Source organism: Pseudomonas sp. LH1G9, from assembly GCF_002949975.1.
Taxonomy (GTDB): domain Bacteria; phylum Pseudomonadota; class Gammaproteobacteria; order Pseudomonadales; family Pseudomonadaceae; genus Aquipseudomonas; species Aquipseudomonas veronii.
In genome coordinates, this window is sequence record NZ_CP026880.1 from 3,199,681 (window position 1) to 3,212,500 (window position 12,820).

Annotated in this window: 11 protein-coding genes and 4 tRNA genes; 4 read left to right on the forward strand and 11 right to left on the reverse strand. The window is 59.3% G+C overall.

The features are described from left to right. Positions 1-599: 599 nt before the first annotated feature. Complete coding sequence (locus tag C5F70_RS14655) at positions 600-1,076, forward strand: MarR family winged helix-turn-helix transcriptional regulator (RefSeq protein WP_017846849.1); 477 nt, start codon at positions 600-602, stop codon at positions 1,074-1,076. A 135-nt stretch (positions 1,077-1,211) separates the two neighbouring features. Here C5F70_RS14655 and C5F70_RS14660 read toward each other — a convergent pair whose 3' ends face one another. From C5F70_RS14660 to C5F70_RS14695, 8 genes are all read right to left on the reverse strand, one after another. Continuing rightward, positions 1,212-1,637, reverse strand: coding sequence for an integrase arm-type DNA-binding domain-containing protein (locus C5F70_RS14660; RefSeq protein ID WP_104903594.1), 426 nt, complete (start codon positions 1,635-1,637; stop codon positions 1,212-1,214). A 233-nt stretch (positions 1,638-1,870) separates the two neighbouring features. After that, positions 1,871-1,947: transfer RNA gene (locus C5F70_RS14665), tRNA-Asp, on the reverse strand. A 19-nt stretch (positions 1,948-1,966) separates the two neighbouring features. Then, positions 1,967-2,042 (reverse strand) — tRNA-Val (locus C5F70_RS14670). A 245-nt stretch (positions 2,043-2,287) separates the two neighbouring features. Then, positions 2,288-2,890 (reverse strand): protocatechuate 3,4-dioxygenase subunit alpha, encoded by a 603-nt coding sequence (gene pcaG, locus C5F70_RS14675; RefSeq protein ID WP_057005844.1) that lies wholly within the window; start codon positions 2,888-2,890, stop codon positions 2,288-2,290. 12 nt (positions 2,891-2,902) lie between these two features. Next, positions 2,903-3,622: a protocatechuate 3,4-dioxygenase subunit beta gene (gene pcaH / locus C5F70_RS14680; RefSeq protein WP_017846846.1), complete on the reverse strand. Its 720-nt coding sequence runs from the start codon at positions 3,620-3,622 to the stop codon at positions 2,903-2,905. A 129-nt stretch (positions 3,623-3,751) separates the two neighbouring features. Continuing rightward, a complete protein-coding gene (gene pcaQ / locus C5F70_RS14685; RefSeq protein WP_104903595.1) occupies positions 3,752-4,681 on the reverse strand; it encodes a pca operon transcription factor PcaQ in 930 nt (309 codons plus the stop codon). 226 nt (positions 4,682-4,907) lie between these two features. Then, positions 4,908-4,984 (reverse strand) — tRNA-Asp (locus tag C5F70_RS14690). A 19-nt stretch (positions 4,985-5,003) separates the two neighbouring features. Then, positions 5,004-5,079, reverse strand: a tRNA-Val gene (locus tag C5F70_RS14695). A gap of 159 nt (positions 5,080-5,238) precedes the next feature. Here C5F70_RS14695 and rdgC point away from each other — a divergent pair. The 3 genes from rdgC to sugE all read left to right on the forward strand — a co-directional run bounded on the left by rdgC (position 5,239) and on the right by sugE (position 7,700). Next, positions 5,239-6,159, forward strand: a complete 921-nt coding sequence (gene rdgC, locus C5F70_RS14700) for a recombination-associated protein RdgC (RefSeq protein WP_017846844.1) — start codon at positions 5,239-5,241, stop codon at positions 6,157-6,159. 154 nt (positions 6,160-6,313) lie between these two features. Then, positions 6,314-7,279: a bile acid:sodium symporter family protein gene (locus tag C5F70_RS14705; RefSeq protein ID WP_104903596.1), complete on the forward strand. Its 966-nt coding sequence runs from the start codon at positions 6,314-6,316 to the stop codon at positions 7,277-7,279. Between the two features lie 106 nt (positions 7,280-7,385). Further along, entirely contained in the window at positions 7,386-7,700 is a 315-nt protein-coding gene (gene sugE / locus C5F70_RS14710; protein ID WP_017846842.1) for a quaternary ammonium compound efflux SMR transporter SugE, read from the forward strand. Positions 7,701-7,766: 66 nt separating this feature from the next. Here the strand turns inward: sugE and C5F70_RS14715 are convergent, their stop codons facing one another. The 3 genes from C5F70_RS14715 to C5F70_RS14725 form a co-directional block, all read right to left on the reverse strand. Then, the gene (locus C5F70_RS14715) at positions 7,767-9,542 is read right to left on the reverse strand and encodes a M91 family zinc metallopeptidase (RefSeq protein ID WP_104903597.1); all 1,776 of its coding nucleotides are present in this window, start codon (positions 9,540-9,542) and stop codon (positions 7,767-7,769) included. A gap of 175 nt (positions 9,543-9,717) precedes the next feature. Then, the gene (locus tag C5F70_RS14720; RefSeq protein WP_104903598.1) at positions 9,718-11,592 is read right to left on the reverse strand and encodes an MFS transporter; all 1,875 of its coding nucleotides are present in this window, start codon (positions 11,590-11,592) and stop codon (positions 9,718-9,720) included. A gap of 58 nt (positions 11,593-11,650) precedes the next feature. Further along, entirely contained in the window at positions 11,651-12,799 is a 1,149-nt protein-coding gene (locus C5F70_RS14725) for a TDT family transporter (RefSeq protein WP_104903599.1), read from the reverse strand. Positions 12,800-12,820 lie beyond the last annotated feature (21 nt).

Consider the following 12,820-nt stretch of genomic DNA (forward strand, 5'->3'; position numbering starts at 1 on the left):
ATCGAATGGATGCAATTCCAAGGCACCGCGTCAACGGTGCGGTTGATGCTCGCTGGCGCACGCGACTGCTCATCTCAGGCCCCGTCTTCGCTTGATCAGGGCACATTGTCCAGCGAACTGCCGGCTTAGCCAGTGCCAGCACGTGGCCGAGGCACCGGGGCCATTCTCGCTGTACTGAGCCGTGCAGGAGGATTCGCCTATCAAGAGCATTACAGACCTCAAGAGCAAGACCGTCGGCGTCAACGCCTATGACTCCTATGGCCAGATCGCCATGGTGCTGAAGTATCACGGGCAGAATCCAGCCAAGGGCATCTAGCTGGTGGAAACCGGCCTCCCTGGCTCCGAAGCAGTGCTGCGTGCCGGCCAGAATATCGATGCCTAGAAAGCGCAGCGCACGCAGGAATTCTTTCGTCTGCCCGATGCCACATGGCTTACGACACGCTTCGATCCGGCATTGGAAAACAACAGCTGACCATCTGTTCGGACAGATCCACACACCTGCAGCACCATTGAGCGCCCTCCGCCGGCATAGCGGCGGATGCCAAATTTAGTAGAAATGTCTATGATTGTCCGTCGACTTTCACAAAGCAGTTCCTTTGATGTCCATTCCCAAGAAACGCCGTAACCGCTACAACCCTGCCAGCGAAGACTTTCACAAGGAAGAGTTTCCTTTTTACTGGCTGGCACGCGTGTACGGGCGCTACGCCATGGCCATGGAAAAGCTGCTCAAGCGGATCGACCTGGATATCCCGCGTTGGCGAGTGCTGAACATTCTCTTCGAGAACGACGACTCCAGCATTTCGGAGATATCCGAACACGCCGTGGCCAAGCTTTCGACCATCACCAAAATCGTCTACCGAATGAAGGATGATGGTCTGGTGGAAACCAGCCAGAGCACCCAGGACGGCCGCGTAACTCAAGTCAGCCTGACCGCGGCAGGTCGCCAGGCGTTTTTTGACATGCACGAACTCACCGACGAGTTATTCCAAAAAAGCTTCCAGGGTCTAACCGAAGCTCAACTGCGCAAACTTAACCAAGTCTTGGCGAACATCTTCGCCAACCTGCCGGAACACTGACCGGCTTCGAGAACTCGCCGCACCCTGCTCGCTACCGTCAACTCAAACAAAATACTAGATTCTTATTAGTCCTCCAGCGCCCCGCTCGTTCAATAACCAGACCTGCGAAGTGCTGATGCGAGCTCAAGGTCTGGTTCAGCACCCTGCGAGCGAGTCCGGCGCGCAAAACTCGACTGAAGCTCCACGATCACCACCAGAACCCTTCTTACTTTTCGTCAGTTTTTTACTTCGGAACTCATGCCAGCGACCAGCAACCGCTTCAAACGTGTTGTTGGCGGCGTGAGAGGCTTTTTGGCGCTCGGCGCGACGATGTGAGCGGGGATCGATATTGTTGGCCACCAGCGCACGTGCAGCCTCTCTCCGCTGGCGAGCCTCCTTGAGACTGACGTCGGGATAGATGCCAAGGGAAATACGCAATTGCTTGTCATGCCAATAGAAACGGAAATGCCAGCGCTTCGAACTCGTCGTCGGCACTTGCAGAGATAAGCCATTCCCATCAGTTAACGTATAAGGCTTGCTGGCGGGCTTGGCTTTCTTGAGCGCTGTATCTGTCAGAGCCATCAGACACCTCCTTCTGCATCAAGGAGGGGAATACAACCCAGCGGTAGACGGACCAATACGAAAATTGATGCGCAAGGAATCGTAAAAGGCTGTGCCAGCGGTGTACTTAAATGTGTACTTAAAAACCGTGGCTGGAGATGGATTCCAGTGGAATTCAGAAAACGAAAAAAGCGGCACAAGGCCGCTATTTCCGTGGCTTCCAGGCGTTCAGTGGGCCTTAGTGGAAGCAAATATGGCGCAGCGGACGGGACTCGAACCCGCGACCCCCGGCGTGACAGGCCGGTATTCTAACCGACTGAACTACCGCTGCGCGTAACACTTGAAGCGAATGGTGGGTGATGACGGGATCGAACCGCCGACCCTCTGCTTGTAAGGCAGATGCTCTCCCAGCTGAGCTAATCACCCTTCACTTTCGGTGTGGGCCGCATCATATACGAAAAATCCGCAATGTGTTGATTTAAATGCAATTTATTTTAAATATTTTTCAATGAGCGGCGCGCCCCGGTAAAAACGGGCTTCTTCTGGGCCAAACGCGGCGCTATTGCGTTTACCCGATGGCCCGTTATCAGGTCACCCCGCACTGGGTTTTCCAAAGCCCAGACCGCAAAAAGCCCGCTCAATGAGCGGGCTTGCCGTGCCCCCCCCCTCCGTCAGAAGTCGAAGAACACCGTTTCTTCTTCGCCCTGTATGCGGATATCGAAACGGTAAGCCAACTTGCCATCAACCGTGCAACGCTTGGCGACCAGCGTCTCCCGACGTTGAGGCTGCTCGATCAGATTCAACACCGGATCGACCGCATTGGCCTGGGCTTCATCGTCGAAGTACACCCGGGTCTGCAAGTGAATATTGATGCCCCGCGCGAACAGCGAAACATTGACGTGCGGCGCCATCGGCACACCTGCAGCGTTCTTCACGGTGCCCGGCTTGACGGTATGGATCTGCCACTCGCCAGTATCCGTGGTCGCCGTGCGGCCAAAACCGTTGAAGGGCTTTTCCAGGTTGTAGTCGCTGTCGTAAACGCCTTCGTGGTCAGCCTGCCAACATTCCAGGAACGCATCGCGGATCAGGTGACCGTTGCCGTCATAGACATGGCCCAGCAACAGGATGTGCTCCCCCGGCGCACCGGGCTTGGCCATTTCGTTCCAGATTTCCTGCTCGCGGGGCGGGTTGCCTGCCGCCTCCAGCGCCAGGCCGATATGCACGTAAGGACCGGCGGTTTGCGACGGGGTTTCAGGCAGAAGTTCAACGGGCATGGACGTGCCTCCTCAACGGTTTTCGAAGTGGGTCTTGCGCTGACCGCGCAGAACGATATCAAAGCGATAAGCCAGGCAATCCATGGGATTGGCCATGCTCATATCAAGCCTTGCGATCAGGCTCTGCACCGCATCCGGATTGGCGATCGACTTGACGATCGGGCACATCGGGATGAGCGGGTCACCTTCGAAATACAGCTGGGTGATCAATCGCGTGGCAATCGACGGGCCACTGATGGAGAAGTGAATATGCGCCGGACGCCAGTCGTTGGGACCATTGCGCCACGGATACGGGCCGGGCTTGACCGTGCGGAAACTGTAGTTGCCGTCGCGGTCGGTCAAGGCACGGCCGACGCCGCCGAAGTTAGGGTCGATGGGGGCCAGATAGCTGTCTTTCTTGTGTCGATAGCGACCACCGGCATTGGCTTGCCACATCTCCACCAGGGTATGGGGAATCGGCTTGCCGTACTGGTCACAGACCCGACCGGCGACGATGATGCGCTCACCGATGGGCAAGCCCCCGTGGTTGAAGTTCAGCAGCAGATCGTTATCGTGCTGCCCCATCTTCAGGTGGGAAAAGTCCGGGCCGCTGGTTTCCGAGCGGGATAGGGGAATGCTCACCAAGGCTTGACGCGGGGAACGCAGGATCGAGGTTTTGTAGTCAGGCGTCAGGGCTTTGGGGTGCCAATTACGATCACGAATGACGAAACGGCTGTTGTCCGCATCAGACATGTCGGTTTCCTTTTTGTTATGGATGAAAATCAGGGGTGAACGCTGGGTAACCGGCAATCACCGCCCCAGTCTCGCCTGATGAGGCGCCCTCCAACACTGAAAAAACCGACCCTATCCATATCCAAATGGTTATGGATAGCAGCCTTCGCGATATTCCTCGCCCACCTCGCGCAACACCTCCACGCACCATTGAGCCGCCATGGACATCGTCAGCGCGGGATTGCTGCACAGCCCCACAGAACCACCGGGTTCACGAATACCCAGCTCCAACTCAAACAGATCACCTCGATTCAGGTCCTGCCTGACCGCATCAAAAGGCGCGACCCAGATCGCCTGACTGCCCTGCACATAACGCCGACTCAAGATCAACGACAGGGTTTCCAGACGCTGGCGCGGCGGGCTGATGCCGTGCTGCACAAACAGGCTGTCGGCGTATTTGCGGATCGTCGTCCCCGCCAGCGGCAACACCAGCGGATAATTTTCGATATGTTCATGCGCCTGCGGGTCAGCCAATAGCGGATGGCCGTTACGCACCACCAGGGTCATGGATTCGCTGTACAGATGCTCGAACATCAGCCCCAGGATCTGCGGACTATCGGTCATGCGTCCGACCACCAGGTCCAACTCCCCTACACGCAATTGCGACAACAGGTACGCGCTCGGCCCGGTCACCACGCTCACGACCAACGCGGGATGTCGGGCATGCAAACGACAGACGACCTCGGGCACCAGCAAACTTTCCACGGTGGACAGCACACCGAGCCTGGCGGTGAAGGGCGCGTGCTCGCCGGCACGCAGGCTATTCACCCCTTCTCGCAGCGCTTGTACGCTCGGCCCGGCATAACGCAAAAAAGCCACTCCGGCTTCAGTCAACGCCGCGCCACTTTTGCTGCGCACGAATAAAGTGGCGGTCAGCAGGGTTTCGAGCTCTTTGAGGGTCTTGGACAGCGCCGGTTGGCTGATCGCCAGTTTTTCCGAGGCGCGCGCCAGGCTGCCCTGGCGCGCCACTTCGAGAAAGCACACCAGATGGCGGAATTTGATGCGGGTATCGATATTCACCGTATGTTGCCGCCTTCGAGGTGTCCCCTGCCGCGCGTGAAAAAGCGCGAGAAGTAAGCTGGTTCGGAAGATTACCCGCGAAAGTGTACCGCCGATCGATCTCACCACACAGCGAACGCAGGTTGGGCGGCGTCGCCAGGGCGCCGAATCCCGGGCACAAAAAAGCCCGCTCGATGAGCGGGCTTTCTGTGGTGACCTGGCGTTCAGCGTTCCAGGTTACCGAATATGGCGCAGCGGACGGGACTCGAACCCGCGACCCCCGGCGTGACAGGCCGGTATTCTAACCGACTGAACTACCGCTGCGCGTAACACTTGAAGCGAATGGTGGGTGATGACGGGATCGAACCGCCGACCCTCTGCTTGTAAGGCAGATGCTCTCCCAGCTGAGCTAATCACCCTTCGTTTCGGTGTGGCGCGCATTCTACGGAGCGACCCAAGGTCTGGCAAGCACTTTCTTAAATCTTTTTTTTCAGCCCTTCCAATGGCTTAGGCAGGGTTGGCCTCAGCCGCTATCAAGACAATAATGCCCCCCTTTGTATAAAGGAGAGACTCACCCCATGTGGTTCAAGAACCTGCTTATCTATCGCCTGACCCAAGATCTGCCTGTTGATGCCGAGGCGTTGGAAACTGCAATGGCCACCAAACTGGCGCGCCCTTGTGCAAGCCAGGAGTTGACCACTTACGGTTTCGTCGCACCTTTCGGTAAAGGCGAAGACGCTCCCCTGGTTCACGTCAGCGGTGATTTCCTGCTGATCGCTGCGCGCAAGGAAGAACGCATCCTGCCGGGTAGCGTGGTGCGTGACGCCGTGAAAGAGAAGGTCGAAGAGATCGAAGCCGAGCAAATGCGCAAGGTCTATAAAAAGGAGCGGGACCAGATCAAGGATGAAATCATCCAGGCCTTCCTGCCGCGCGCGTTTATCCGTCGTTCGTCGACCTTCGCCGCGATCGCGCCGAAACAGGGCCTGATCCTGGTCAACTCGGCCAGCCCGAAACGCGCCGAAGACCTGCTGTCGACCCTGCGTGAAGTGATCGGCACCCTGCCGGTGCGCCCACTCACCGTGAAAACCGCGCCAACCGCGGTCATGACCGACTGGGTCACCACCCAGAAACCGGCCGATGACTTCTTCGTCCTCGACGAATGCGAACTGCGCGACACCCACGAAGACGGCGGCATCGTGCGCTGCAAGCGCCAGGACCTGACCAGCGAAGAAATCCAGCTGCACCTGAGCACCGGTAAAGTGGTGACCCAACTGTCGCTGGCCTGGCAGGACAAGCTGTCCTTCATGCTCGACGACAAGATGACCGTCAAGCGCCTGAAGTTCGAAGACCTGCTGCAGGACCAGGCCGAACAGGACGGTGGCGACGAAGCCCTGGGCCAACTGGACGCCAGCTTTACCCTGATGATGCTGACCTTCGGCGAATTCCTGCCGGCGCTGATCGAAGCACTGGGCGGCGAAGAGACCCCACAGGGTATCTAAGCGCACTATCGCCTTACTGTAGGAGCGAGCTTGCTCGCGAAAAACCTGAGCGCGCCGCGTGCATTCAAAATGCCCGCGTCATCGTTGACGATTTTCGCGAGCAAGCTCGCTCCTACAATGGTTTTTCCGTACACCTAATAATAAGGACCTCCCCATGCGCGCACTCGCCGCCTTGAGTCGCTTCGTCGGCAATACCTTCGCCTACTGGGTGTTGATCTTTGCCGTGCTGGCCTTCGTCGAACCCGGCTGGTTCATCGGCTTGAAAAGCGCCATCGTCCCGCTGCTGGGCCTGGTGATGTTCGGCATGGGGCTGACCCTCAAACTCGAAGACTTCGCCGAAGTCGCCCGCCATCCGTGGCGCGTGGCCCTGGGCGTGGTCGCGCACTTTGTGATCATGCCGGGCGTGGCCTGGTTGCTGTGCCGGGCCTTCAACCTGCCGCCCGAAATCGCCGTCGGCGTGATCCTCGTCGGCTGCTGCCCAAGCGGCACCTCGTCCAACGTGATGACCTGGCTGGCCCGTGGCGACCTGGCGTTGTCGGTGGCGATCGCCGCCGTCACCACCCTCCTCGCGCCACTGCTGACCCCGGCGCTGATCTGGCTGCTGGCTTCGGCCTGGCTGCCGGTGTCGTTCATGGAATTATTCTGGTCGATCCTGCAAGTGGTGCTGTTGCCGATCGTGCTTGGCGTGGTGGCGCAACGTGTGCTCGGCGAGCGGGTCCGCCATGCGGTGGAGGTGCTGCCGCTGGTATCGGTGGTGAGCATCGTGATCATCGTCGCCGCCGTGGTGGCCGCCAGCCAGGCCAGGATCGCCGAGTCGGGCCTGCTGATCATGGCCGTGGTGATGCTGCACAACAGCTTCGGTTACGTGCTGGGCTATTTCACCGGCCGCCTGTTCAAGCTGCCGTTGGCGCAACGCAAGTCGCTGGCGTTGGAAGTGGGCATGCAGAATTCCGGGCTGGGTGCCGCGCTGGCCAGCGCGCATTTTTCGCCGCTGGCCGCGGTGCCGAGTGCGCTGTTCAGCGTCTGGCACAATATTTCCGGAGCGCTGCTGTCGACGTACTTCCGCCGCATGAGCGAAAAGGAAGACCGCCGCACCCTGGAAGCCACTGCAAAAACTTGATCGTTCGATCAATCTTCGGCACTCTACCGAACGCCGCGGGGACGACCCCGCGACGCTATCGCGTACACATCAGGGGACGACCCCGCTTTTATAGAGGGAGGTCATCATGTCCTGGATCATTCTGGTTTTCGCCGGGCTGTTCGAAGTCGGCTGGGCCGTCGGCTTGAAATACACCGACGGCTTCAGCAAGCCGCTGCCCACCGCCCTGACGATTGCCGCCATGGCCATCAGCCTCGGCCTGTTGGGGCTGGCCATGAAGGAATTGCCGCTGGGCACCGCCTACGCCATCTGGACCGGTGTAGGTGCAGTGGGCACGGTGATCGCCGGGATTATCCTGTTCGGGGAATCCATGGCGCTGTTCCGGTTGGCCAGTGTGGCGTTGATCATCGCCGGGTTGGTGGGGCTCAAGATCAGCGCGTAGCCTCTACCGGCACGCAGTCTCGCGCCCCACCTACATAATTACTCCGCAGCAATGATCGACGCACGGTTACGTATAGCGCTGGCGTAATGGCAGACCAAACTCGTAGAGCAGCGCGTTTTCGGTGAAGGGCCAGACGTTGTAGGTGGAGGCCGGCAGATTCGGGTCGAATTTATAGGGGGCGTGGCTGGTGAAGAGTCCGACCGCCTGGCGCTCAAAATTATCCTCGTACACCGGCATGAACCGGGGTCGGCCATTTGAGTCGTAGCCCACCATTTTGGTGCCTGAAAAAGTCGTACCTGTCAGCGCAGAGCCTTCACCAAAATTGATCGCATGGGCGAGCTCATGTTGCAGAACAACGATCGGAGGCCGTTGGTCCCCCGGAACAATGAAGTTAGGTTGATACGTCAGGACCGGATCTGTTGCAGGTATGCCCGCAACGCCGTCTTTGACAAAACCGTCGCCATAATCAGCACGGCGGCCTTCATCGCTGCGCGTAACCCCGAGACCTGGATCACTGTAGTCATAGAAACTACCATCGGCCCCTTGTCGGATCTTGACAGGCGCTTCAAGCGAATCGATTTTTGCAAGCACCCTCTGCCCCACCGGCGAACCTCTGAGAAACTCAAGGTCATCATTTACACGCTGGCGGAACTCCGGGCTGCCTTCGACTTTGATCCCGCGATGACCGACGTCAAGGGGGGCGACTTCCCGAAAGCCTGACTGGGAACGGAGCTGGCTCAGATCGTCGACCCCTCGCCGTCCGAAGACACGATCATTTTCATTGGTTGTCTGGACAGTATCCCGCCCCCTCCCGGTATAAATAGCGTTGCTGTCTCCCCCGACGATATGGTCATCGCCCGGTCCGCCATGCAGAATGTTGTGCCCCCTTCCGCCATAAATCAGATCGTTATCCTCCCCGCCATCCACGTAGTTGGTTTTGGTATCTGGCCCTCCGCCTGCACGCAATTCATCGCTGCCTTTGCCACCGTAAATCACAGCATTGCCACTGCCCCCGGTGATAAAGTCATTTCCATCATTACCTTCGGCGTAGCTTTCACCGCTGCCCAGGTTAATCACGTCAGAACCCTCCCCGCCAAACACATTCGTCTTGCCCGACCCGGCGTAAACCGTATCGTTACCCGCGCCGGCATAGATAAACGTTTCCCGACTGCCCCCGTAACCGATGCTGACGCCATCATTCCCCCCGCCGGTTTCGACCACAACGCCCTGTTTGATTGCGGGATTTTCATGATGTTGAATGTCGTAGGATTTCCCATTGATCTGCGCGAGGAGCCCACCGTCCCGGCTTTCTTCGATATGGATAGAATCATCACCATTGCCGGTTTTGATGCGAAGGGTCTCATGATTCCGTTGTGCTCGAGACGAGGTGCCACGTTCGCGAGTAATGCTGACATTGCCATCATGGTATCCCCGACTCGGGTCGACCTTGGTCGGCGCAGACGGTGATGAAGGGCTGCCAAAATCAATACTGCCTTGCTGGCCCTCGGCCTTGGCGCGAACCTGTTCACGACTGGGCGCGCTCTGGAAGTATGAATCGGCCGGCGCAGCATCAGATTGCCTTGCACGCCGCTGGAGATCGGAGTCACTGCCATAAGTCACCGGGCCAGCCTCGACTGAACCGATCTCCACCCTGGATGGCCCATGAGTATTGTTGTACATAAACGGCACATTGGCAGTGATCGGAGCCGCATGCGCGGCCTGTCTGACGGGATCACTCGCCGCGCGATAGGCCGAGTTGGCTTTTTGATCTTCGCCGGAGTAAGCCAGCTGCGGCTGCGGCTGCGGCTGCGGTGAAGAAGTAGAAGTAGAAGTAGAGTCCATCGTTAGCTCCCGTCATACGCAGAGGAAGACGATAACTCTGTGGCGTGCTGACCGAAAACGTTCCTCCAATAGAGTGAAAAATTACCGGACTGGGCATGAAGGAGCCGCGTCACGCCGGAACATCCTGGCGCCACACCGCTCGCCAGCAGCACGCATGCCGAGTAAACCAGGCTCGCTACTTCACCGCCCCCCGCAGCGCCCCGACCAAACCCTGCAAGTGCGACGGTGTCGCTGCCTGCGCCGTTACCGGCTGGCCGACCACCAGTGTCACGCGCGACCAAATGCGATGAAAGAAGCCCTTGTTAGGGTCGCGGCTGAAAAAACTCCCCCACAAGCCCTGCAACGCCAATGGAATCACCGGCACCGGCGTCTCTTCCAGAATGCGCGTCACACCACCGCGGAACTCGTTCATCTCGCCGTCACTGGTCAACTTGCCTTCCGGGAAGATGCACACCAACTCGCCGTTCTTCAGGTACTGCGCAATTCGTGTGAAGGCTTTTTCGTAGATCTGGATGTCTTCATTACGCCCGGCAATCGGAATCGTCCCGGCGGTGCGAAAGATGAAGTTGAGCACCGGCAAGCGGTAGATCTTGTAGTACATGACAAAGCGAATCGGCCGACGCACCGCGCCACCAATCAACAGCGCATCGACGAACGAGACGTGGTTGCACACCAGCAAGGCCGCGCCTTCGTCCGGGATCAGTTCCAGGTTGCGATGCTCGACGCGGTACATGGAATGGCTGAGCAGCCAGATCATGAAACGCATGGTGAACTCGGGGACGATCTTGAAGATGTAGGCGTTGACCGCCACGTTGAGCAGCGACACCACCAGGAACAGCTCGGGGATCGACAGCTTGGCCACGCTCAGCAGCAGGATCGACACAATCGCCGAGACCACCATGAACAGCGCGTTGAGGATGTTGTTGGCGGCGATCACCCGCGCCCGTTCGTTCTCGGCGGTGCGCGACTGGATCAGTGCATACAACGGCACGATATAGAAACCGCCGAACACACCCAGGCCGAGGATATCGAACAACACCCACCAGGCCTGGCCGTACCCGAGCACCGCCAGCCAGTCGTTGGCCTGCACGTTCTGCGGCATGCCGCCGGAATGCCACCACAGCAGCAGGCCGAACACCGTCAGGCCGAAGGAGCCAAACGGCACCAGGCCGATTTCCACTTTACGCCCGGAGAGTTTTTCGCAGAGCATCGAGCCCAGCGCGATGCCCACCGAGAACACCGTGAGGATCAGGGTCACCACGGTTTCGTCGCCGTACAACCACTCCTTGGCGTAGGCCGGGATCTGCGTCAGGTAGATCGCGCCGACAAACCAGAACCACGAGTTGCCGACGATCGAGCGCGACACCGCCGGGGTCTGCCCCAGGCCCAGGCGCAAGGTGGCCCAGGACTGGCTGAAGATGTTCCAGTCCAGCCGCAGTTGCGGCGAAGACGCCGCCGCCCGCGGAATGCCGCGGCTGGCCAGGTAACCCAGCAGCGCTACACCGACAATCGCCACCGCCACCACCGGCGCGTAATGGGCGGACGACATCATGATCCCGGCGCCGATGGTGCCGGCCAGGATCGCCAGGAACGTGCCCATTTCCACCAGGCCGTTGCCGCCCACCAGCTCATCCTCGCGCAGGGCCTGAGGCATGATCGAGTACTTCACCGGGCCGAACAGCGCGGAATGGGTGCCCATGGCAAACAACGCCAGCAGCATCAGTTCCAGATGATTGAACAAAAAGCCGGTGGCGCCGACGGCCATGATCACGATCTCGCCGACCTTGATCGCGCGGATCAACGCGTCCTTGTTGAATTTCTCGCCAAACTGCCCGGCCAGCGCCGAGAACAGGAAGAACGGCAGGATAAACAACAAGGCGCACAGGTTGACCCAGATGGCGCGGTCACCGTCGATGGTCAACTTGTAGAGAATCGCCAGGATCAGCGATTGCTTGAAGATGTTGTCGTTGAAGGCACCCAGTAACTGGGTAATGAAGAACGGCAGAAAGCGCCGTGTGCGCAGCAAGGTGAATTGTGAGGGGTGGCTCATCGTCCGTGTTCCTGCGTGGCCTGTTTTTTTTTCAGGCCACGACTTTACCTAATCCCGCTTACTTATTCCCTAATCCTGCAATACACGGCGAAACAAAAAGCTCACCTTTATAGGCCCCCTGCACGGTGCGCTTGGCGACGACCAGCCACATCAGCGCCAACGCCAGCACCAGCACGCCGCCCACTACGCTGAAGAACCCCAGGTGCAACACATTCGCCAGCTTCAACGTGGCCAGGGCGTAGACCCCCAACGGAAAGGTGAAGCCCCACCAGCCCAGGTTGAACGGGATGCCCGCGCGCAGGTAACGCAGGGTGATCAGCACCGCGATCAGCATCCACCACAAACCGAAGCCCCACAGGGTAATCCCGGCTATCAGGCCCAGGCCGTAGGCGATTTCACCGACAGTGGGCAAGCCATTGGCGGCGAAGATCGCCGGTGCATCGCCGCCCAGTAGCAGCATACCGAGGGCGCCGGTGCCGATCGGGCCAAGTGCCAGCCAGCTCGACGCGGCCATGTTGGCGTGGGGCAGCTTATGCAGGGCCATGCGCAGCATCAGGATGGTCAGAATGCTGAACGCCACCGGCAGGGAAAATGCCCACAGCACGTAGCTGGTCACCAGCATCACCAGTTGCCCGTGGGCATCCGCCAGGTGCGTCGCCAACAAGCCACCGCTGGCGGCGGCGACTTCGGCGGCGACCACCGGCAACAGCCAGACGGCGGTCATCTGGTCGATGCTGTGTTCCTGGCGCGTGAACATCATGAACGGAATCAGCACACCGCAGGCCACTGCCATCGCCACGTCCAGCCACCACAGCGCTTCGGCCAGCGGCACCACGCCAGCGCCCCAGCGCGGCAGGCCGAACAGCAGCAAACCGTTGAGCAGCGTAGCCAGGCCCATGGGAATGGTGCCGAAGAACATCGACACCGTGGAGTGCCCGAAGATCCGTCGCGCTTCGTCGAAAAACATCACCCAGCGCGCCGCATACAAGACGCTGAACAGGATGAACAGGCCGATGGTGAACAGCCACAACCCTTCGGCGATGGCGTACATGCCGGGCAGATTGACCGGCAGTTGCGCCAGCGCCAGCGCCAACACCCCGGTGCCCATGGTGGCGGCGAACCAGTTCGGGGTGAACTGGCGGATCACTTCCCGCGGACGGGCCAGGTGGCTGAAGGGTTTGTAGTTCAGGGTGGTCGAGCAGGTCATGATGGCAATCCTCTTCCTCGT